A 20,227-nucleotide genomic window follows, 5' to 3' on the forward strand; every position below is an offset into this window, starting at 1 on the left:
TCAGTCCTCGATGCCGCGTTGTGCCGGGATGCCTGCCTCGTAGGCATGCTTGACCTTGCGCACCTCGCTGACCGTGTCGGCGATCTCGATGACCTCGGCCGGGCAATCTCGCCCGGTGATCACGACGTGCACGTGCGAGGGCCGCGAGCGCAAGGCATCGACCACCTCCTGCAGCGGCACCCAGCCGTAGATCAACGGATAGGTCATTTCATCGAGCACCACCAGGAAGGCCTCGCCCGCTTCGATCACGGCGCGGGCACGGGCCCAGCCATCGCGCGCGAGTTGCGCCGAGTGCTCCAGGTCCTTGCTCTTCCAGCTGAAGCCATCGCCCAGGCCTTCGATGGGCACGCCCAGTTGCTCCAGGGCGCGGTGCTCGCCAAAACGCGCACTGGGCACCTTCATGAACTGGAAGATGCGCACCGGCTTGCCGCGGCCATGGGCGCGCAGGGCCAGGCCGAAGGCGGCCGTGCTCTTGCCTTTGCCATCACCGGTGTTGACGATGAGCAGGCCTCGGCGCTCGGCCTTCTCGCGTTGCTGGGGGGCTTCGGTGGGTGGGTTCTGGATGTCCATGGTGGGATTGTCCGGCTGGACGCAAATCAAGGTGAAAGGAAGGTCAAAGCCGGGGCCAGGCGGTCCAGCGCCCGTCGACTTCGAGCAGCTCGATGGCGTGGTCGAACACCTCGCACAAGGCGGCGCGGACCGCTGGGTCGGACGCAGGCCCCGAGGCCAACAAGCGCCCGCCCCCCATCACCGCGAGCCGGTCCGCGCTCAGCGCGATGGGCAGCTCGTGCATGACGCTGAGCAGCGCATGCCCCGCCCTGGCCGCTTGCCGCATGACCCGGGCAAGGTGACGTTGATGGGGCGGGTCCAGGTGGGCCAGCGGCTCGTCGAGCAACAGCACCGGGGCCTGGGTCGCGAGGGCGCGGGCCAGGTGCACCCGCTGACGCTCGCCGCCCGACAAGCGCCCCAACCGATGCGAAGCCAGCGCACGAACGTCGGCATGACCCATGGCCTCGTCGACCACAGACCGATCGGTCACTGTGGCCTTGCCACCCCACCCCAGCCAGCCCCGGTGCGCCAATCGGCCCAGCTCGACGACGTCGCGCACCAGCATGTCGGCATCGGCCTCGGGTGATTGCGCCAGCCAGGCCAGTTGGCGCGCCCTCGCGCGGTCGGGCCAGGCGGCCAGGGCGCGCTCACCCAGCCAAACTTCGCCCGCAGCCGGCACCAGCAACCCCGCCGCCAACTGCAGCAAGGTGGATTTGCCCGCGCCATTGGGGCCCACCAGGGCCACCCATTCGCCAGCATGGAGGCTCAGGTCGACCCGATCGACCACGGTGCGATGCCCCCTGGTGGCGCTGACGGCACGCAAAGACAACAGCCCCTGGCTCATGGTGCACTCCGCTGCAATCGCCAAAGCAGGTAGCCCCCGCCCAGCACCGCCGTGAGCACACCCACCGGCACGTCCTGAGGGGGCAACAAGCCCCGAGACAGCAGGTCGGCCGACAGCAACAACGCCCCACCCATCAAGCTGGCCGCCAGCAGGCGCACGCGGTGTCGCCCGCCATCCCAGCCCCGCACCAGGTGCGGTGCCACGAGGCCGATGAAAGCGATCAAACCGGCCTGTGCCGAGGCGGCCGCCGTGCAGGCCGCCAGCACCGCCACGAGCGCCACGCGCGAGCCACCCAAAGGCACACCCAGGCTGCGTGCGGTGTCTTCACCCAGGCTCAGCGCATCCAGCACCGGCGCAAGCCCCATCGCCAACAGCACCCCGACCAGCCACACGCCAGCCATCGCCCACACAGCGGGCCAGCCCAGCAAGGCCGTGTTGCCCAGCATGAAGGCCTGCATCGCTCGCCAAGCCTCGGCCGAGCCAAGCATGATCCACTGCGTGAACGCCCCCAGCACCACGCCCACCACCACGCCCGCGAGCAGCAGGCGGTAGGTCTGCGCCGCCCCTCGTGCCAGCGTGAGCGTGAGGAACACCCCGCCAATGGCACCGAAAAAGGCCAGCCCTGTCAGGCCCAGCCGAGCCCCGGCCTCGCCCGACACCCAACCCAGCGCGATGGCCGCGGCCATGCACAACCCCGCACCGGCGGCAGAGCCAAGCAGGTGCGGCTCGGCCAGCGGGTTGCGAAACAAACCCTGCGCGATGGCACCCGACAAACCCAGCAAAGCGCCCACCACCGCAGCCCCGATCGAGCGCGGCAGGCGGATGTCCATCGCCAGCTCAAGCAAGCCCGGCTCGCGCCACAAGGCCGATGGCCAGCGCCAGCCATCGGCGCCCACCAGCGCACCCAGGCCACACAGCCCCATCAACACCAGCGCCAGCCACCAGACGGGTTTCATGGCTTCACGCTCCAGGCCCGGTTCAGGCAATTGGCCAGCACCCGGGCCGCCTCAGGCAGGCGAGGTCCGGGGCGCGACAAGGCATCCATCTCAAGCGGCTGCAAAGCACAGATGCGTTGATCTCGCACGGCCGGGATCGCCGACCAACCAGGGCGACGGCGCAAAGCCGCCACCTCACCGGCCCCCACGATGACCAGCGCTGGCCTGGCCCGCACCACGAACTCCGGGTTGAGCTTTGGGAACGGCCCCAGCGAAGCCGGCACGATGTTCCGCGCACCCTGCTGGCTCAGCATCTGCCCGATGTACGAGGACTCGCCCGCCGCATGCGGGGCGCTGCTGATTTCGACATAGACCGCATGACCTCGCGCGGGCGCAGGCACCGAGCGAGCAGCCTCTTGCAGCTCTCGCTGCATGGCCGCCCACCGCTGGGTTGCGGCCTCAGGTTGCCCCAACAAAGCTGCCACCTTGTGAAGCAGCCCCTCCACGCCCGGCAGGTCGCGGGCATCGAGCTCGGCCACCGTCAAACCCAACTGCCGCAAGCGCGGCGCCACGCGCGACGAAGGCGCCAGCAGCACCAGGTCTGGCTTGAGCGCGACGATGCGCTCGAGCGGGGCCTCGTCCAGGCTGCCCAGTTGCGGCAGCTTCTTGACCTGATCAGGCCAGTTGGACCAACGGTCCACGCCGATCAGGCGATCGCAGCCTCCAAGAACACAGACCGCCTCGGTCAAAGAAGGCAACAGCGAAACGATGCGAGCAGGCGGGGCAGGCAGGCTCACGGCCGAGCCGCCATCGTCCACGATGGCCAGGCGATGGCTTGCGGCATGCGCAGCCCCAAAAATGGACCAACCCACCAGGCACGCGATGACCCGCCTCCATCGGCGCACTCGACCGGCGCAGGACAGCGCGTTCACGACCAACGCTCCACGTCGCGCGTGAAGGGCTGGCCAGCCACCATCCAGGTCAAGCGAGCGCAGCGCTGTGCAACATCCTGATGCAGGCGTCCCAACTCATCGACCACTCGGCGAACGTCGGCTCCCAGCGGCACCACGCCTGCGCCGATCTCGTTGGACACCAGCACCAGCGGTGAGGCCAGGCCGGGCATGGCGCCGAGCAAATCCTCGCGCAAGTGCGGCCACTGAGGCAACGCAGCGGACTGCTCGCCATGGCAGTCTGGCATCAGCGCCTGGCTGACCCACAAGGTCAAACAATCGACCACGATCAAACGATGAGGAGCCGCCTCGCCGCGAACAGCCTGACCGAGATGAAAAGGGCTCTCGACAACCCGAAAGGCCGCATCGCGGTCACGCCGATGCCGCTCGATGCGCTCGCGCATCTCGTCATCGCTGGACATGGCCGTGGCCACGACCACCACCTCGTGGCGAGCATCCTTTTCAAGCCACGCACGCGCCAGGCGCTCGGCATGACGGGACTTTCCGCTGCGCTGGCCGCCCAGGATGAGGTGGTGTTGCGGTGCCGACATGGCAGGTGTCAGCGAGGCTGGTAGCGCAACGCCACCTGGGCAAACGCACCAGGAACCGCGTAGTCGCGAGCCACCTCGTAGCGCTTGTTGAACACGTTGTCCACGCGGGTCAGCAGCTGCCAGCCCGGTGCCAGCTGACGCGAGGCGAACACTCCCCAGGTCACGTAGCCCCCGTTGTGAACGGTCAGCGAATCGCCATCGATGTCGCTGCGCCCGCCAACGAATCTCGAGCGAGCACCAACGGTCCAGCCCATCAGATCGGTGTCGGCCGACAGGTTGCCGTGGTAGCGCGGGCGACGAATCAGGCGTTCACCCGTCTGCTCGTTGCGGGCCTCTTGCAAGTCCCATGACCCCGACCAGTTGGCGCCCGCCCAACGCGTTTGAGCAGCGAAGGTCAAGCCCTTGAGGCGCGCCTGACCCACGTTGAAGTACTGGAACTGGCTCATCGAGTACTCGATGAGCTGGTTGATGCGCTGGTCATAGGCGGTCACCGATGCTAGATCGGCACCTCGTTGCCAGCTGATGGCGGCCTCGCTGCCATGCGATGTTTCTGCCCTCAAATCCGGGTTGCCGTCGTATTGGGCAAAGCGCTCGTACAGCGTGGGCGCCCGGAAACCCTCCGAGTAACTCACACGAGCCATCCAGCCCGGGGCAAAGCGCCAGCCGCCTGCCACGGTGCCCGTGTGGTGCACGCCGAATTCGCTGTCGTCATCCTGGCGAGCTCGCGCTGAAAAAACCCAGCCGTCCTGATCCCAGGCATAACCCAGTCCCAGCCCCAACTGATCGCGCCGAGGCTCCGGGCCTTCGAAGGAGGAGCTGCCGTCGTAAGCCGCGCTCATGCGATCGACCCGGTTCTCAAGCAGCACCTGCACGCCATGCGGCCCACGCTGCCAATCGTGCTGCGCCAGGGCAGTGCGGGTGCGGGTCTTGGCGCGCAGGTACCCACTCGACTCCGACAGGACCTCCGTGCTGCTCTCGCCCAATCGATACTGGGCCTTCAGCCCGGGCACCCAATCGGCCAGCCAGGCAACCTGCGACGTGCGGATCACCGTGGTGGCAACAGAGTCCTGATCTGCGCTGGCGTAGCGGTCATCGAAGTCGGCACGCGTGCGATGCCGCCCAGCCAAAGCTTCCAGCCGATGCCCAGCCAGCAACTGCCACCCCAGGCGAGCCTGAGCCGAAGACTGCCCGTACCCGTCACGATCGACGCGCCAATCCGGGCTGCTGGGGTTGTTGATCACGGAACGGCCATTGGCCCGCTCTGCCCCAAGGGTCAAACCATAGTCAAAGCCGGACTGGCGGCCGGAAACCGTGGCATCGGACTTGACAGTGCCGTGCGAGCCCAAAGTCAAACCACCAGCCAAGGACACCACGCCATCGACCGGCTTGCGCGTGAACACCTGGATCACGCCGCCGACGGCGTCAGAGCCATACAGGGCGCTGCCGGCGCCGCGCACCACCTCGATGCGATCGATCTGCGACAACGGGATGCCTTGCCAGACCGCACCGCCCTGCAAGTTCTGAGAGTCCACGCGCAAACCATCGACCAGCAAAGCGGTGAAGCGGGCGTTGGCTCCCCGCACGAACACGTCGGTGTAGGTGCCTGGGCCACCGTTGTTGCTGAATGTCAGCCCCGGTTGACGATCGAGCAAATCGGCCAGGTCCATGGCCCCCGAGCGATCGATGTCTTCACGCGTGATGACCGAGACATCGGCCAGGACACGGGCACGGTCAACGGGTGCGCGCGTGGCGGTGACAACGACCTCTGGCACGATCTCATCCGCCAGGGAGGACGGCGACCAGGCCAGCAGAACAAGGCAAGACAGGGCGCTCAGGGACAAGCGCGCAACAGGAATGGATTTCACGGGAAAAGGCAAAGACAAAGGCCCTGGCCAGCTTCCCCGCAGACCCTGGGCGACATGGCGCGCGCGAACGCACGCACCCCTTGCTGGCCGGTATCCGGGCTGGGCTATGCAACCTGCGCGGCCTTCCCAGGCCCATGGGCCCAGTGGCTGAGGAGCGCAGGCGGAGCGAGCAACTGGGGGTTGCTCGGGCTCGATCGCCGACCGTTGCGGGGGCAGCGCAAGTCAGGTGGACGCCGCTGATGGCGCGCCCCCTGCTTGCTTCCCGTTTAACTGCGCCGAGCAAGAACCCCGGCGCGAGCACCAACGGGCAAATTGTAAGGGCGCCTACAATGCCAGCGAGCCCCTCCTTCACCCGCCTCGGCACACCATGTCCCGCATCGACGAACTCACCGATCGCATCGAGCGCCTGCTGTTGCGCCACGAGGAGCTGCGCCGCACCAATGCGCTGCTGGCGCAACAGGTGCACGTCGTCACGCAAGAGCGCGAGTCCCTGAAGGCGCGGCTGGCCGCAGCGCGCTCGCGCATCGATGCGCTGCTCGACAAGCTGCCGCTGCCGGTCGCCGAAACCGAACACCCCGATGGCGATCAGACCGCCACCGACACCCGACCAGAATGAAGCAAATCGAAGTCTCGATCATGGGACAGAGTTACCGCCTGGGCTGCCCGGAAGGCGGTGAGGAGCGCCTGCGCGAAGCGGTCTCGCAGGTGGACCGCGAGATGTGCGCCATCCGAGACAGCGGCAAGCTCAAAGCGCGCGAACGCATCGCCGTGCTGGCTGCGCTGAACCTGGCCTACATCCTGGTCGAGCGCCCAGCTGCCCCCGCTCCCATGGTGACAAGCCGAGAGGCCGAGGCCACGAACGAGCCATCGCCTCTGGGCCCCCTGCCCTCGCCCGAGTACGTGGATCAGCTCGTCGCACGCATCGACCAGGTGCTCGGCCAGGACGGCCACCTGATCTGATCTGCGCCCCGCCGATCGTGACAACAGCACCGATTCAAGCGTGCAAAACAGCGGCAAGTGCTTGACCTGATCGGTGCGAGTCCACGTAGAATGGGCTCGTCCGTCGGGTTCGTGGTTGTTTTTATTTCCTTGAACCGATGCTCTTGGAGCCAGGGCTTGGAACATTGCGCACGGGTGCGATCATCTCGCGTCAGATGAACCCGAAGTGCTGCTGACCTCGCCCACCTGAATCCCCCTGGGTTCAGGAATGCGGCAACCAGTTCTCGGCGGACCTCGTCTCCATCGGCCAGACACCGCAAGGGTCTGGCCGATTTCTTTGGGCGATCGTTGGGTGGACAGGCATGCCCTGGCGGCCTGCGCCGCCGCGCTCAGTTGGCCGGCGTGAACTGGATGCTGGCCAACACGATGCGGTTGCCGCCCTTGTCGCGGGCGCTGGCCAAGGCGCGGTCTGCGCTGCGCATGAGCTCATCGACCAGCCCCGCGGTGTGCGGGAAGCTGGCCACGCCCATGCTGACCGTGAACGGGATCTGCTGGCCGTTGTGCGCCACGATGTGCTGCGCGCATTGGCGACGCAGCTGCTCCATGCGCGAGTGCGCGGTCGCCAGGCCGACGCCCGACAAGAGCACGACAAAGCGGTCGCCGCCCAGGCGGCAAGGTGCGTCCATCGCACGGGTGCCCGCACGCAGCAGGCGCCCCAGGGCTTCGATGACGCGCTCGCAGCCATCGAGGCCGTGGTTCTGCCGGATCTCGTCGAGGTTGTCGACGGCGATGGCAACCAGTGCGAACTCGCGCTGCTCACGGCTGGAGAGGTCGGCCTCACGGCAAAGCTGCTCTTCGAAGTGGGCACGGTGATAGAGGCCGGACAACGCGTCGCGCACCTGACTGCCTTCGACGTCGCGGCGGAGCGTTTCGTTGGTTTTCTGCTGTTGCTCGAGTTGCGCCAGAGCGGTTTGCAGTTGGGCTTCGCGGCGGCGCGCATCGGTGACGTCCTGCCAGATGGCGACCATGCGAGCCTGACCATCGGCCTGACCCACCACCTGGCGCCAGGCCAGGAAATCGCGGCGGGTGCCGCCGATCTCGAGCTTGTGCTCGGCCATCACGCCGGATGGCGTGGCGCGGGCCTGTTGTTCGGCGGCACGCAAGGCCATGACGAGGGTGGCATCGAAGAGCTCGGCGTCTTGCGCGCCAACCAGGTCGCGGCCTTCCAGGCCCAGCATGCGGGCGGCAGATGCGTTGGCTTGCTCGTAGCGACCGCTGGCCAGGTCCTTGACCGTCACGGCCACAGAGAAATGGTCGAGCGAATTCAGAACGGCGCCTTGCAGCGCAGAAACGTCAAGCAAGCCTGGAGCGAGGGATTCGGCCATGGTCATTGGAATTGTGTCATCGGCTTGAGCGCCAGGCGCCCCTGACGTGGAGGAACTGCCGCGTCAATGTTCGCCGAATTTGCGCAGCGTGACTGTCCTTCAAACGAGGGATCGGTCCTGTATTTCCCTGCCATGCAGGACATATGTCACACATTGCTGGCAGGAAACCACGAAGCAGCCATGCGGGACAATACGCGCTTTCCCACATCCGCGGCGTCCCCGGGGTCGCCACAGTTTGCCAGCATGTCACACATCGCGTTGCTCGGATGCGGCCTGATGGGCCAGCCCATGGCCCGCCGCCTGCTTGCCGCCGGCCACCGCCTCAGCGCCTGGAACCGAACACGAGCCAAGGCCGACGCCCTGTTGCCCGATGGCGCCACGGTGGCGTCATCGCCAGCCGAGGCGGTCGCCCAAGCCGACATCGTCATCGCCATGTTGCAGGACGGCGATGCGGTGCGCGAGGTGCTGTTCGATGCGGGCCCGAGCTCAGCCATCCACACGATGCGCTCGGGCACTTTGTTCATCGACATGGGCTCGATACTGCCTGAGCAGGCCCGCGATCACGCTGACCGCCTGGGCGCTTCAGGCGTCGTCGCCCTGGATGCCCCCGTGTCGGGCGGCACGCTGGGCGCCGAAGCCGGCACGCTGGCGATCATGGTCGGCGGCCCTGCGGAAGCGTTCGAGCGCGCACGCGAGGTGCTGGCGGTGTTGGGTCGGCCGGTGCACGTGGGGCCCACTGGCTCGGGTCAATTGACCAAGCTCGCCAATCAGATGATCGTGGGCATCACCATCGGTGCGGTGGCCGAGGCGCTGCTGCTGGCCGAACGCGGTGGTGCCGACCCAGCCAAAGTGCGGGAAGCCTTGCGCGGAGGCTTCGCGGAAAGCCGCATCCTCGAGGTGCACGGCCAGCGCATGGTCGAGGGCGACTTCGCCAAGCGCGGCTCGCTGTCCATCCAGCTCAAGGACCTGCGCAATGCAATGCACACCGCCGCAGGCATGCAGATGGACGCCCCCATCACCGCCGCCCTGACCGGGTTATACGCCCAGGCGGCCGATCACGGCTTCGCCGACCTCGACCAGTCGGGGCTTTACTGCGAGCTCAAGCGGCGCCAAGGCCCTCACGGGCGCTGACGCGTTCTTGCAAGCGCAACCTCAGGCCCACGGGCACCATGGTCAGGGCCATGTGCTCTTCGGGCGGCAGGCCGTCCGGTGTGTCGATGCCGACGAGGTCGAAGTGCTTGAGGATCATCGCCGCAGCAAGCTTGATCTCCAGCAAGGCCAGGAAGCGTCCGGGGCAGATGCGAGGCCCGCTGCCAAAAGGCATGGACACCCGCTTGGCGTTGGCCGGCGCCAGCTCGGTGTGCTCGGTGAACCAGCGCTCCGGCATGAAGCTGGCGGCCTGGGGAAAGATGTCGTCACGCAGGGTGTCGTGGCGCATGAGCAGCAGCACGGGGGTGCGAGCCCGGATGGCGACATCGCCGACCACGGTGTCCTTGAGCGCCTCGACGACGTTGAACGGCCCCACTGGCTTGAGGCGCATGCTTTCGTGGATGCACGCCTCGAGCCAAGTCAGGCGACCGAGGTCGTCGGTCTCCCAGTCGCCCAGCTCACCCAATTCGCGATCGACTTCAGCGCGCGCACGCGCCAGCGCCGTCGGGTGACGCCACAGCAGGTCAAGCATCCACGACAGGCTGGTGGCGGTGGTGTCTTCGCCAGCCAGCAGCATGGTGAACACGTTGCCGGCCACGTCTTCGTCGGTCATGCCGCTGTCGGGCTCGTCGGCGGCAACGATCATGGCTTCCAGCAGGTTGGGCGGCGAGGCACGCCGCGATGGGTCCTGCAGGCGCACCCGGCCTTCGTCGATGAACCGGCGGATCGCGGCATTGACCACGCGCATGCTGTCGTCGAGTGCGCGGTCGGCGGGCAGTCTGACGTGCTGCCAATATGGGAAGACCGCGTGCGCACGGCGCCAGATCGCCGGGAAGATCTTGTCGAGGTGCCGCTGGATGACGTCGTCGTCCGAGCCCAGGGTGTCGACCTCGGTGCCAAAGGCCAGGCCCGCGATGGCGTCCACGGTGAAGCGCATGAGTTCGGCCTGGAGGTCAAGGCCAGGCGCGCCCTGCTGCTGCTCGCGGGCAGCCAACTGCCAGCGTTGCCTCAAGCGGTGGGCCACCTTGAGCAAAGACGGGAAGTACGCCCTGACCTGCTGAGGCGCGAAGCTGGCCATCACCATGCGGCGCTGCCGGGACCAGGTTTCGCCCTCGGCCATGAACACGCCATCGGGGATGCCCATCTCGCGCATGATGGCCTGCATGCGCGAGGGGCGGCGGAAGGTGTCGGGGCGGTCCTTGAGGAGCTGACCGATCAGCTCGGCGTCGGTGACGACCAGGATCTTGAACCCACCGAGTTGCACGCGGAAGAAGGGCCCGTGCTCGTTGGCCCAATCGGCCAGGTTCTGGTGCATGCGATGCAGGTTGACCTGGAACACGTTGCCAACCAAGGGCCATGGACGGGGCCCAGGCAGGTCGCGAAGGGTACGCAAGGCGGGACGCTGGAGGGAAGCGGTGCTCATGGGCAGATGGTGCCTGGTCCGCTGCGAACCGTCATTGGCAGCGGCCGCCATCCGATTGACCTCAGGAGCCACCCCAGCCGAGCGGTGCACTACCATGCGAGCCGTGAGTGCCGATGCCGTCCCCTTGGGTTTTGCCGCCAGCTACGCGCGCCTGGTCGCCGACCACGTGCGCGCCCGGGATCTGGACGCCAGCCCGGTGCTGCGAGCGCTTGGCCTGCCCGAGTCGGCCACCACCGAGCCTGAAGCCCCGTTGTGGGTGCCTGCCACCCGCCTGAGCGAAGCCCTGAACCTCGCCACCGAGTTGTGCCAGGACCCCCAAACGCCGTGGCGGATCGCCCAGCAGGTGCGGCCGGCCAACATGGGTCCGCTGGGCTACACGCTGATCAGCTGCGAGGCGTTCGAGAACGGCCTGGCCCTGTTCGAGCGCCTGCAAAGCCTGGTCTGCACGCAGCTGCGGGCGGTGCACCGCATCCAGGGTGACCGCCTGGTCAGCCAGCTCGACACCTTGGGCGAAGTGCCGAGGGACACGGCCCTGTGGGTGTTCGCGATGGCCTCGCGCATGGCATTTGCGCGCTGGGTGTCAGGGCGGCACCTGGTGCTCGACGGCGTCTGGCTGCCCTGCCCTGCGCCGGCTGACGTCGGCCCGCTGCAGGCCTGGTATGGCTGCCCGATGCATTTCGATGCACCGGTGGCCAGCGAGCAGGCGCCTCTGGCCTGGTTGAACCTGCCCAACCCCCACGCGGACCCGCAGCTGCACCGCTTGATGAGCGCGGTCACCAACCAGCAGTGGGCCAGGCTCGGGCAGGACGGCAGCAGGCTGGCCAGCGTGCTGCGCCAGCACATCGCCCACCGCCTGCAATCGGGGCAACTGCCCAGGCTCGAAGACGTGGCGCCCGAGATCGAAGCCGACCTGGGCTTTTCACCCAGGCAGCTGCAGCGCAGGCTGGCCGATCAATCCCTGAGCTTCACGGAGCTCGTGGAAAGCGTGCGGCGCGACCAGGTGCTGCACGAGCTGCGGCACACCGACTTGCCGCTCAGCGAGGTCGCGCAGCGAGCCGCCTACGCCGAGCCCAGCTCCATGCACCGCGCCGTCAGGCGCTGGACAGGCCTCACGCCGCTGGTGGTGCGCCAGGGGCTGTCGCCACACACGCAGCCGGGCCCCGACGCCATCAGTCCTTGAACGTCGGCGTCTGCTTGCTCATCGAGGCCATCATGGCGGCCATCAGGTCTTGCGACATCAGCATGGCCGCGTTCCAGCTGGCCATGTACTGCAGGCCATCGGCGACGCTGTGGTCGCGCGTGTGGTTGAGGATTTCCTTGGTGCCACGGATGGACAGAGGCGACTTGGCCGCGATCTGCAGGGCCAGCTCGTGCACGCCGGCATGCAGCGCCTCGCGCGACTCGTACACGCGGTTGACCAGCCCGATGCGCAGGGCCTCTTCGGCGTCGACCTTGCGACCGGTGTAGGCCAGCTCGCGCACCAGGCCCTGGCTGCCGATGATCTTGGGCAGGCGCTGCAGGGTGCCGACGTCGGCCACCATGCCGATGTCGATTTCCTTGATGGTGAAGTAGGCGTCGGCCGAGCAGTAGCGCATGTCGGCGCAGCTGATCAGGTCCACGCCGCCACCAACGCAACCCGAGTGGATGGCGGCCAGCACCGGCTTGCGGCAGCGCTCCAGGCTGGTCAGGGTGTCTTGCAGCTCGAGGATCAGCTCGCGCAGTTTCTCGCGCATGCGGCCGTCGCAGTCGTCCTTGATCTGGGCTTGCAGGCCCATCATCATCGTCAGGTCGATGCCGGAGGTGAAGTGCTTGCCTTCGCCTTGCAGCACCACGGCGCGCACCTCGGGCGTGCGGTCGGCCCACTGCATGGCCGAGCGGATGTCCTGCCACACCTGCCAGTTCATGGCGTTGGCCTTCTCGGGCCGGTTGAGCGTGACGGTGGCCACCTTGTCGGCCAGGGTCAAGCGGATGGTTTCGAGCGTGGGGGTGGCGTTGGACATGGCGGTCTCCGTGTGCCCTTGGGGGAGGGATGTGTTGGCGTGCAATGCGACGGGGTTCAGCCCTTGTAGGCCGGCAGGAAGGCGGCCAGGCGGGCGCCCATCTCGGCGCCCAGGGCCTGCAGGCCGTTGAAGGGGCGCACCATGACTTCGAAGTCGACGATGCGTCCCTGTTCATCGAAGGCGATCATGTCGATGCCCTTGAGCGACTTGTCGCCCACCTTGGCGCTGAACTCCAGCACGACGTTCAGGCCGTCTTCGCTGGCCAGGGTGCGGTGGTAGGTGAAGTCCTGGAACACCGTCAGCACGGTGCTCAGGATCAGGTTGACGGCGGCCGCGCTTTGGTAGGGCTTGAAGGCCATGGGCGAGCGAAAGCAGGCGTCGTCGTGCAGGATGCCGGGCAGCTTCGACAGGTCGCGCGCGGCGACCATGTCGTGCCACGTTTGCAGCGAGGCCTGCACGGCGGGTTTGAGCGTGGCGGGAATCTGGGCACTCATCGGGTGGGCTCCTTCGATGCGTTTCAAGGAGGCTGCCGCCACACGTCCCAGTCGTCTCCCGGACGGCCTCTGGACGGTGGCAAACAGCGATTGCGGCCAGGCCGCAAGGACGCTCAGAGCGCCGCAGCCAGCTCGGTGCCCTGCTTGATGGCGCGCTTGGCGTCCAGCTCGGCGGCCACGTCGGCGCCACCGATCAGGTGCACCTTGCAGCCCTTGGCCTCCAGGCCGGCCTGCAGTTCACGGAACGGCTCCTGACCCGCGCACAGCACCACGTTGTCGACCGGCAGCACCATCTCCTGCGCGCCCACGGTGATGTGCAGGCCCTGGTCGTCGATCTTGCGGTAGGTGGCGCCAGCGATCATCTCGACGTTGCGGTTCTTCAGCGAGGTGCGGTGGATCCAGCCCGTGGTCTTGCCCAGGCCGTCACCGACCTTGCTGGCCTTGCGCTGCAGCAGGTAGACCTGGCGCGGCGGGGTGTCGAGGTGCGGGGTCTTGACGCCACCGCGCTCGGTGTAGCTGGTGTCGATGCCCCACTCGGCGTAGAACTTCTGGGCGTCGATGCTGGGGCTGGTGCCTTCGTGCGTCAGGAACTCCGAGACGTCGAAGCCGATGCCACCCGCGCCGATCACGGCCACGCGCTTGCCCACGGGCTTCTTGTCGCGCAGCACTTCGAGGTAGCTCAGCACCTTGGGGTGGTCCACGCCTTCGATGGCGGGCGTGCGCGGGCTCACGCCGGTGGCCAGCACGACCTCGTCGAAGCCACCTGCGGCCAGCTCGTCAACGCCCACGCGGGTGTTGAGCTTGAGCTGCACCCCGGTCAGCTCGATCTGCTTGCCGAAGTAGCGCAGCGTTTCGTAGAACTCTTCCTTGCCGGGGATTTGCTTGGCCACGTTGAACTGGCCACCGATCTCGCTGGCGGCGTCGAACAGGGTCACGCTGTGGCCGCGCTGCGAGGCGGTGGTGGCGAAAGCCAGACCGGCAGGGCCAGCGCCCACGACGGCGATGCGCTTCTTCTGAGCTTGCACCGGCTCGATCTTCAGGATCGTCTCGTGGCAGGCACGCGGGTTGACCAGGCAGGAGGTGATCTTGCCGCTGAAGGTGTGGTCCAGGCAGGCCTGGTTGCAGCCGATGCAGGTGTTGATCTGGTCGGCCTTGCCGGCGGCGGCCTTGTTGACGAAGTCCGGGTCGGCCAGCAGCGGGCGCGCCATCGAGACCATGTCGGCCTGGCCAGAAGCCAGGATCTGCTCGCCCACTTCCGGCGTGTTGATGCGGTTGGTGGTGATCAGCGGCAGCTTGACCTTGCCCTTGAGCTTTTCGGTGACCCAGGCAAAAGCGGCACGCGGCACGCTGGTGGCGATGGTCGGGATGCGGGCTTCGTGCCAGCCGATGCCGGTGTTGATGATGGTCGCACCGGCGGCCTCGATGGCCTGAGCCAGCTCGATCACCTCTTCAAACGACGAGCCACCATCGACCAGGTCCAGCATGGACAGGCGGTAGATGACGATGAAGTTCGGGCCCACGGCCTCGCGCACCTTGCGCACGATCTCGACCGGGAAACGCATGCGGTTGGCGTACGAGCCGCCGTATTCATCGGTGCGCAGGTTGGTGCGCGCAGCGATGAATTCGTTGATCAGGTAGCCCTCGGAGCCCATCACCTCGACGCCGTCGTAGCCGGCGACCTGGGCCATCTTGGCGCAGTTGGCGAAGTCGGCGATGGTTTGCTTGACCTCTTCGGTGCTCAGCTCACGCGGGGCCATCGGGGCGATCGGGGCCTTGATGGGGCTGGGGCCGACCAGGCCGGGGTGGTAGGCGTAGCGGCCGAAGTGCAGGATCTGCAGGGCGATCTTGCCGCCAGCGTCGTGCACGGCTTTTGTCACCACCTTGTGCTGCTCGGCTTCTTCGAGCGTGGCCAGGCGGGCGCCACCGGGGTAGGGACGGCCGTCGTCGTTGGGGGCGATGCCGCCGGTCACCATCAGGGCCACGCCACCGCGAGCGCGCTCGGCGTAGAAGGCGGCCATGCGCTCGAAGCCGTCCTTGGCCTCTTCCAGGCCAACGTGCATGGAGCCCATCAGCACGCGGTTCTTCAGGGTGGTGAAGCCCAGGTCCAGGGGGGCAAGCAGGTGCGGGTAGGCGCTCATGGTGGGGGTCTCGCTCGGTCTGTTTCGGTGGGTGAAAACGTCGGGATGCCAGCCGGCATGGGGCCAGCTATGCAACCAGTTGCATGAATGCGGGGCAACTTTAGACCAATCGCACCAGCTATGCAACTGGTTGCATGGTTAGATGCGTCGCGTCTAAACTGTTTGCATGTCCCTGGCCCACGCACTGCTGACGTCCCTGACCGAGAAGGCCTCGTCAGGCTACGACCTCGCCCGCCGTTTTGACAAGTCCATCGGCTACTTCTGGCGGGCCACGCACCAGCAGATCTACCGCGAGCTGGCGCGCATGGAAACGGCGGGCTGGATCGCCTCCGAGGCCGCCCCGGACGGCGGACGCACCCGCAAGAAGCTCTACACGGTCCAGCCAGCCGGCCTGGAGGAGCTCAAGCGCTGGGCGCGCGAGCCGGCCCCTCCCGTCGAGATGCGCGATGAGCTCATGGTCCGGCTGCGTGCCGACGCCGCCATCGGGCCGCTGGGCATGGAGGGCGAGATCGAGCGCCGGGGCCAGTTGCACGCCCAAAAGCTGGCGGCCTACCGCGCCATCGAGGCCCGGGACTTCCCGGCTGGCAAGCCCTTGTCGCGCGAAGCCAGGCTTCAGCACCTCATCCTCAAGACCGGGATCATGTACGAGGCCGGCTGGCTGGCCTGGTCCAAGGAAGCCTTGGCGGTGCTGAAAGAAGATGCCGTGGTCCGCCCTGTCGGCGGTTGACGGCGCACGCGGGGCTCGCCCGCTCGATGTCACCGCAGAACCAGGTCAGCTGACGCTCAGCCGCCCGAGGGCGTGTGGTCCATCACCAGGCGATCACGCCCATCGTGCTTGGCCTGGTAGAGCGCCCGATCGGCGAGCGCCACCATCGTCGACAGGTCTCGCCCGTCCATGGCTGGGCGCCCCAAAGACACGCCAGCGCTGATCGTCACGACGTCGCGCGTGGGCGAGGCCTCGTGGCGCAACTGCAGCGCGCGCACGGACTGCAACAACCGATCGGCCACCCGGTGGGCGACCACCTCGTCGGTGTGCGGCAAGAGCACGATGAACTCCTCGCCGCCCCATCGGGCCAGCGTGCCGTCGCCGCTCGCGAGCGTGTCCTGCAAGGCCTTGGCCACCAGGCGCAGGCATTGATCGCCAGCGGGGTGCCCATGGTGGTCGTTGAAAGCCTTGAAGTGGTCGACATCCAGCAGCATCACGGCCAATTGCTCGCCCGTTTGGTGGTGGCGCTGCCAGCATTGCCAGGCCACCTCGTCGAAGCGGCGTCGGTTGGGCACGCCCGTGAGCGCATCCTGGCGGGACAAAGCCTCCAGCCTGGCTTGCGAGGCCTCGAGTTCGCGCCGCAAAGCCGCCGCGCGCTCCTTGCGCTGAAAGCGCAAACGCTCTTCGGCCTCGGTGCGAAAGTTCATCGCCAGGGTGTAGAACGCGACCATCAGCAAGAGCAGGAACATGGGCACTTCGAGCTCAGGGTATGGCGAAGGAGCCCCCTGAGCCCCCCAAACCGTCAGCAGGTGCAAGGCAATGATGCAGCCACAAAACACCACGGCCAGCTGAAAGCGAAAGCGCATCACCAAGGTGCCAAAAACCAGGATGGGCAGCAAGCCGCAGCGGTACATGCCCGCGTAAGGGCTGTCGGTGAGCAACAGCACCGTCACCAGGCAAAAGGCCGCGAACACACCGCCGATCATCGCCACCCACTCGGTGACGGCGGCAGGCAGCCCCAGCACGAACTCACGGAACCGCCAGCAAACCACCAGGAAAAACAAGGCAACCGGTGTGTAGACCACCAAACGCAAGCGCAAGGCCAGCTCGAAGCGATCGGGCACCATCATCCAGTCCGAGAGCAAAAACAGGTTGAAGGCCACCAGGGAAAAGATGCCACTGATCAGGAAGTGGGTCTGACGCGCAGCCTTGCTGTCCTGAACAAAACGGGCCTCTTCGGCAGGCTCGAACCGCAAACGCCCAAAGCGGCTCAGTCCAAGTCCGCTCAACACAGACCCGAGGTGCACAGGACTCGTCACGATCCAACCCCCTGTGGCAGCAAGCCGGCCTCATCGAGGCAATGCATTTCACCGTCCGCCAGCCGGGTGCAAACGCGGTTGCGGCCGCTGCCCTTGGCTGCGTAAAGCGCCTCATCGGCCTGCTTCAGGGTATCTGCCAGGCCGACCTCCTGGGCAGGCCTGACCGTGGCCACGCCCACGCTGACCGTCACCACCGGGCCACAACCCGGGGCGCCATGCGGCACGGCCAGGCCACGCACGACATCGCGCACCCGCTGGGCCACCGACATCGCCGTGCGCTGGTCCACGTCCACCATGATCAGCAGGAACTCCTCGCCGCCCATGCGCGCCACCAGGTCGCCAGCGCGGCGGGAGCAACTGGTCAGCGCCCGGGCCACCGACTGCAGGCAGCGGTCCCCGGCCTGGTGGCCGTGGTGGTCGTTGTAGCGTTTGAAATGGTCCACATCGATGGCAACAAGCGCCACCGACAGGTCACGCTTTTGCGCATGCGCCCAGGTCTGCGCCAGGAACGACTCGGCCGAACGGCGGTTGGCAACATCGGTCAGGGCATCGGTGGTGGCCAGGTGAGCGAGTTGCGCATGGGAGGTCTCGAGCGCGTCCTGAAGGGCGCGCTCTCGCTGTGCCATCAGGAAGGCGTAGCGCTCGTGGCGCTCCAGCGTGTAGTTGCCAAACAGCGTGAAAGACATCACCACCAACACCAGCAAGGTCGCGTTGATGTTGACCACACCCGTGAAGTCCGGCAACGTGAACACCAGGAAGGCCTGGACCAGCGCAACCCAGCCGGCCATCGCCATCGCAGGCCAGAACCGGGCCAAGGTGCAGGTGTAGACGACGATGATGTTGAGCTCGACGACCCTGGAGAGGGCCCATCGGCTCTCGGCCTGGAGAAGGATGACCCCGGTCAGCAAGATCGCCAGCATCCCGGCCAGGGCGATGCCCCACTCGGTCAACTGAGCAGACCTGATCAGGCGCAAGGTCCACAGCCCCGCCAGCACCACCGGGGCAAACACCCCCAGGCGCAGGGCGGCAGAAAGCCCCAGGGTCTCCGGCGTGAGCCACCAGTCGCTGACCAGCATGCCGGCAAACAACAACACCGCCGCCACACCGGATGCGGTCACGTGTCGCAGCCTGTCCGCTGCGCACTCCTGCTGAAAGAAGGCTTCCAGCGCTGGCGGAAAGACCATCAGCGGGAAACCCCGCTCCAGGGTCTGCTCGACCAGCGCAGCGCGATCGGGAGGCTGTTGCCCCGTCACACCACCCTCTGATTGAATGACACCTGCTTGCGACAAACCCGACTCCTGCGGCGGCCCTGCCCCACAACACCGGGCACAGGCTGGACGCGATCATGCGACAGCCCATGAGAAAACGCCCCAGTGTTTGCGCGGCCCCTGGGGCAAGCCCACCCCAGCATCCTGCACTTTTTCACGCAAGGCGCAAGTGACGCAAGGCACAAGCGCGTCAACGGCTTGCCGGTTGCGGCTCAGGGTCGTTCCCGCTGGCGGATGCTGGGCACGTCAAAAGGCACCAGCAGGCGCGCCCGCACGATGGTCAAAGGCAAGGCGGGCATGGTTTCTCGCACCACGAAATCCATTTGTCCGTGGAGTTGGGCCTGCAGGTCTGCCTTCACATGCGGACGCAGCTGGAAGACCGCCTCCAGAGGCACCTCAACAGGCGCCTTCAGCTCTCCACTGACCAGCGCGTCCAAACTCACGGGCACCTGCGCCCGCACAGGCACGCTGGCTTTGAATGGCACGTTCAGCGTCACGGGCAAGCTGACATCGAAAGCGGGCAGCCACGAGAACAAGGGCACCCGCATGCTCAACTCGGTCTGCACAGGCACCACCTGATCGACCTGCACCACGGTGTCGATCTGCACCAGCGTCTGAAGGCTTGTGCGAGTCAGCAAAGAATCCTCAATCTGGGCACGCAAGCGTTGGCGAACGGGCACGCTCACCAGGGGTCGCAAATCGATCCGGGTGCTCACAGGACGCTGCACGCTGGCCTGGGCCTGCAGACCAGCGGGCAGTTGCAAGGTCACCGGCTGCTCGTGCAAGTCCATGCGCGCATCGAGCTGGGTGTAGACAAACCAGACCGCGCCCAGCATCAGCGCGAGCCACACCAGCAGCACCAGTCCGCCGACGATCAGCAGGGACTTCAGGCTGATCGGTCGGTGCCAGCCACCACGCGCCAGGGTCGATGCCATCGCTTCGCGCTCAGGGCTTGGCAGGCCTGCGCAGGCCCAGCGACACCGACTCGAAAGGCACGGTGAGCGACATCAGGTCCAGCCCCGCCTCGACCTGCCTCTGCGGGAAGGTCAGGCGCGCGTTCACCGGCTCGCTGATCGGCAGGGCCAAGGACTCGCGGATGGGCACCCTGGCCTCGACCACCGTGTCGATGCGCGTGCGCAGGGGCTCGGTGATGCGGACCTGCGCCTGAGTGGTCAGGGCCACCGGCAAGTCCTGCTTGACCGGCACAACGATGTCGATGGGCACGTCGGCACGAACCGGCACCTGTCCCTTGACCGGCAGGCTCAGCGAGATGCCCATCACGCGTGTGCGCACCGTGCTGTCCACCTCGATGACCTGGTCGAGCTTGAAGACGTGCTTGACTGGCACCGACAGGTTCACCGGCACCACGGTGTCGATGCTGACCTGCACCGGGATCGGGTCAGGCAGCGGGACGCTGATGTCTTGCTGGATGGGCACGCGAACCGGCAGCACCTGATCGACCTGAACCACCACTTTGCGGCTGATCGAAGCCTGCACGCTCAGCTCTTCGGGCAGCCGCACCAGGGCGTGCTGCTCGCGCAGCACCACGCGCGCGGCCAGGTTGTGCCAGGCCCACCAGGCCACGCCGGCGGCCAGGACGGCCATGAGCAACAACAGCAGCACCGCCGTGATGACCAGGTGACGCCAGGTCACGACATGGCCGTAAACGGCCAGCATGGGTTGGGCAGGCTCGACCAGCCCTCCCCCTGGAT

20 protein-coding genes and 1 riboswitch are annotated in these 20,227 nt (G+C 67.0%); of the genes, 5 read left to right on the plus strand and 15 right to left on the minus strand.

Going from position 1 to position 20,227, the window contains the following annotated elements; translation table 11 throughout:
* The 6 genes from cobO to ABG80_RS12290 are packed head-to-tail and all read right to left on the minus strand — an operon-like array spanning position 1 to position 5,694.
* Entirely contained in the window at positions 1–570 is a 570-nt protein-coding gene (gene cobO, locus ABG80_RS12265; RefSeq protein WP_058087912.1) for a cob(I)yrinic acid a,c-diamide adenosyltransferase, read from the minus strand.
* A gap of 43 nt (positions 571–613) precedes the next feature.
* Positions 614–1,393 (minus strand): ABC transporter ATP-binding protein, encoded by a 780-nt coding sequence (locus ABG80_RS12270; RefSeq protein WP_152987607.1) that lies wholly within the window; start codon positions 1,391–1,393, stop codon positions 614–616.
* The gene (locus tag ABG80_RS12275; protein WP_058087913.1) at positions 1,390–2,349 is read right to left on the minus strand and encodes a FecCD family ABC transporter permease; all 960 of its coding nucleotides are present in this window, start codon (positions 2,347–2,349) and stop codon (positions 1,390–1,392) included. The genes ABG80_RS12270 and ABG80_RS12275 overlap by 4 nt, the downstream gene beginning before the upstream one ends.
* Positions 2,346–3,260 (minus strand): ABC transporter substrate-binding protein, encoded by a 915-nt coding sequence (locus ABG80_RS12280; RefSeq protein WP_235513841.1) that lies wholly within the window; start codon positions 3,258–3,260, stop codon positions 2,346–2,348. The genes ABG80_RS12275 and ABG80_RS12280 overlap by 4 nt, the downstream gene beginning before the upstream one ends.
* Entirely contained in the window at positions 3,257–3,829 is a 573-nt protein-coding gene (locus ABG80_RS12285; protein ID WP_058087914.1) for a bifunctional adenosylcobinamide kinase/adenosylcobinamide-phosphate guanylyltransferase, read from the minus strand. Before ABG80_RS12285 ends, ABG80_RS12280 begins: the two co-directional genes overlap by 4 nt.
* Before the next feature lie 8 nt (positions 3,830–3,837).
* Positions 3,838–5,694 carry a TonB-dependent receptor domain-containing protein gene (locus ABG80_RS12290; protein ID WP_152987608.1) on the minus strand — a complete coding sequence of 619 codons (1,857 nt, stop codon included), beginning with the start codon at positions 5,692–5,694 and terminating at the stop codon, positions 3,838–3,840.
* Between the two features lie 68 nt (positions 5,695–5,762).
* Positions 5,763–6,011: riboswitch (cobalamin riboswitch) on the minus strand.
* 50 nt (positions 6,012–6,061) lie between these two features.
* Between ABG80_RS12290 and ABG80_RS12295 the strand changes: the two genes are divergently transcribed.
* Positions 6,062–6,310 carry a cell division protein ZapB gene (locus ABG80_RS12295; protein WP_058087916.1) on the plus strand — a complete coding sequence of 83 codons (249 nt, stop codon included), beginning with the start codon at positions 6,062–6,064 and terminating at the stop codon, positions 6,308–6,310.
* Positions 6,307–6,654, plus strand: a complete 348-nt coding sequence (locus tag ABG80_RS12300; protein ID WP_058087917.1) for a cell division protein ZapA — start codon at positions 6,307–6,309, stop codon at positions 6,652–6,654. Before ABG80_RS12295 ends, ABG80_RS12300 begins: the two co-directional genes overlap by 4 nt.
* Positions 6,655–7,022: 368 nt before the next feature.
* Here the strand turns inward: ABG80_RS12300 and ABG80_RS12305 are convergent, their stop codons facing one another.
* Positions 7,023–8,018 carry a sensor domain-containing diguanylate cyclase gene (locus tag ABG80_RS12305; RefSeq protein ID WP_058088174.1) on the minus strand — a complete coding sequence of 332 codons (996 nt, stop codon included), beginning with the start codon at positions 8,016–8,018 and terminating at the stop codon, positions 7,023–7,025.
* A 243-nt stretch (positions 8,019–8,261) separates the two neighbouring features.
* Here ABG80_RS12305 and ABG80_RS12310 point away from each other — a divergent pair, with 243 nt between their 5' ends.
* Positions 8,262–9,149, plus strand: coding sequence for an NAD(P)-dependent oxidoreductase (locus ABG80_RS12310; protein ID WP_058087918.1), 888 nt, complete (start codon positions 8,262–8,264; stop codon positions 9,147–9,149).
* Here ABG80_RS12310 and ABG80_RS12315 read toward each other — a convergent pair.
* Positions 9,118–10,590, minus strand: coding sequence for a cytochrome P450 (locus tag ABG80_RS12315; protein WP_058087919.1), 1,473 nt, complete (start codon positions 10,588–10,590; stop codon positions 9,118–9,120). The two genes, ABG80_RS12310 and ABG80_RS12315, sit on opposite strands and share 32 nt — an antisense overlap.
* Before the next feature lie 103 nt (positions 10,591–10,693).
* Here ABG80_RS12315 and ABG80_RS12320 point away from each other — a divergent pair, with 103 nt between their 5' ends.
* Positions 10,694–11,770 (plus strand): AraC family transcriptional regulator, encoded by a 1,077-nt coding sequence (locus tag ABG80_RS12320; protein WP_160322534.1) that lies wholly within the window; start codon positions 10,694–10,696, stop codon positions 11,768–11,770.
* Here the strand turns inward: ABG80_RS12320 and ABG80_RS12325 are convergent.
* The 3 genes from ABG80_RS12325 to ABG80_RS12335 form a co-directional block, all read right to left on the minus strand.
* The gene (locus ABG80_RS12325) at positions 11,760–12,590 is read right to left on the minus strand and encodes a crotonase/enoyl-CoA hydratase family protein (protein WP_058088175.1); all 831 of its coding nucleotides are present in this window, start codon (positions 12,588–12,590) and stop codon (positions 11,760–11,762) included. The two genes, ABG80_RS12320 and ABG80_RS12325, sit on opposite strands and share 11 nt — an antisense overlap.
* Before the next feature lie 56 nt (positions 12,591–12,646).
* Positions 12,647–13,084 (minus strand): nuclear transport factor 2 family protein, encoded by a 438-nt coding sequence (locus ABG80_RS12330; protein WP_058087921.1) that lies wholly within the window; start codon positions 13,082–13,084, stop codon positions 12,647–12,649.
* A gap of 113 nt (positions 13,085–13,197) precedes the next feature.
* Entirely contained in the window at positions 13,198–15,222 is a 2,025-nt protein-coding gene (locus tag ABG80_RS12335; protein ID WP_058087922.1) for an NADPH-dependent 2,4-dienoyl-CoA reductase, read from the minus strand.
* A 166-nt stretch (positions 15,223–15,388) separates the two neighbouring features.
* Here ABG80_RS12335 and ABG80_RS12340 point away from each other — a divergent pair, with 166 nt between their 5' ends.
* The gene (locus ABG80_RS12340; protein ID WP_058087923.1) at positions 15,389–15,949 is read left to right on the plus strand and encodes a PadR family transcriptional regulator; all 561 of its coding nucleotides are present in this window, start codon (positions 15,389–15,391) and stop codon (positions 15,947–15,949) included.
* A 56-nt stretch (positions 15,950–16,005) separates the two neighbouring features.
* Here the strand turns inward: ABG80_RS12340 and ABG80_RS12345 are convergent, their stop codons facing one another.
* From ABG80_RS12345 to ABG80_RS12360, 4 genes are all read right to left on the minus strand, one after another.
* Entirely contained in the window at positions 16,006–17,217 is a 1,212-nt protein-coding gene (locus tag ABG80_RS12345; RefSeq protein WP_152987610.1) for a GGDEF domain-containing protein, read from the minus strand.
* Positions 17,218–17,243: 26 nt separating this feature from the next.
* On the minus strand, positions 17,244–18,536 hold the full coding sequence (locus ABG80_RS12350; RefSeq protein WP_152987611.1) for a GGDEF domain-containing protein: 1,293 nt from the start codon (positions 18,534–18,536) through the stop codon (positions 17,244–17,246).
* 191 nt (positions 18,537–18,727) lie between these two features.
* Positions 18,728–19,450, minus strand: coding sequence for a hypothetical protein (locus ABG80_RS12355; protein ID WP_058087926.1), 723 nt, complete (start codon positions 19,448–19,450; stop codon positions 18,728–18,730).
* Between the two features lie 10 nt (positions 19,451–19,460).
* On the minus strand, positions 19,461–20,192 hold the full coding sequence (locus ABG80_RS12360; protein ID WP_058087927.1) for a hypothetical protein: 732 nt from the start codon (positions 20,190–20,192) through the stop codon (positions 19,461–19,463).
* Between the last annotated feature and the right edge of the window lie 35 nt (positions 20,193–20,227).

The organism is Aquabacterium parvum, assembly GCF_001447195.1.
Taxonomy (GTDB): domain Bacteria; phylum Pseudomonadota; class Gammaproteobacteria; order Burkholderiales; family Burkholderiaceae_C; genus Aquabacterium; species Aquabacterium parvum.

What these genes read in the sequence shown, in the direction of transcription:
- ABG80_RS12360 (WP_058087927.1), bottom strand. Translation starts at nt 20,192, where the DNA reads ATGCTGGCCGTTTACGGCCATGTCGTGACCTGGCGTCACCTGGTCATC.
- ABG80_RS12305 (WP_058088174.1), bottom strand. Translation starts at nt 8,018, where the DNA reads ATGGCCGAATCCCTCGCTCCAGGCTTGCTTGACGTTTCTGCGCTGCAA.
- ABG80_RS12270 (WP_152987607.1), bottom strand. Translation starts at nt 1,393, where the DNA reads ATGAGCCAGGGGCTGTTGTCTTTGCGTGCCGTCAGCGCCACCAGGGGG.
- ABG80_RS12285 (WP_058087914.1), bottom strand. Translation starts at nt 3,829, where the DNA reads ATGTCGGCACCGCAACACCACCTCATCCTGGGCGGCCAGCGCAGCGGA.
- ABG80_RS12340 (WP_058087923.1), top strand. Translation starts at nt 15,389, where the DNA reads ATGTCCCTGGCCCACGCACTGCTGACGTCCCTGACCGAGAAGGCCTCG.
- ABG80_RS12325 (WP_058088175.1), bottom strand. Translation starts at nt 12,590, where the DNA reads ATGTCCAACGCCACCCCCACGCTCGAAACCATCCGCTTGACCCTGGCC.
- ABG80_RS12300 (WP_058087917.1), top strand. Translation starts at nt 6,307, where the DNA reads ATGAAGCAAATCGAAGTCTCGATCATGGGACAGAGTTACCGCCTGGGC.
- ABG80_RS12335 (WP_058087922.1), bottom strand. Translation starts at nt 15,222, where the DNA reads ATGAGCGCCTACCCGCACCTGCTTGCCCCCCTGGACCTGGGCTTCACC.
- ABG80_RS12310 (WP_058087918.1), top strand. Translation starts at nt 8,262, where the DNA reads ATGTCACACATCGCGTTGCTCGGATGCGGCCTGATGGGCCAGCCCATG.
- cobO (WP_058087912.1), bottom strand. Translation starts at nt 570, where the DNA reads ATGGACATCCAGAACCCACCCACCGAAGCCCCCCAGCAACGCGAGAAG.
- ABG80_RS12315 (WP_058087919.1), bottom strand. Translation starts at nt 10,590, where the DNA reads ATGAGCACCGCTTCCCTCCAGCGTCCCGCCTTGCGTACCCTTCGCGAC.
- ABG80_RS12275 (WP_058087913.1), bottom strand. Translation starts at nt 2,349, where the DNA reads ATGAAACCCGTCTGGTGGCTGGCGCTGGTGTTGATGGGGCTGTGTGGC.
- ABG80_RS12330 (WP_058087921.1), bottom strand. Translation starts at nt 13,084, where the DNA reads ATGAGTGCCCAGATTCCCGCCACGCTCAAACCCGCCGTGCAGGCCTCG.
- ABG80_RS12295 (WP_058087916.1), top strand. Translation starts at nt 6,062, where the DNA reads ATGTCCCGCATCGACGAACTCACCGATCGCATCGAGCGCCTGCTGTTG.
- ABG80_RS12355 (WP_058087926.1), bottom strand. Translation starts at nt 19,450, where the DNA reads ATGGCATCGACCCTGGCGCGTGGTGGCTGGCACCGACCGATCAGCCTG.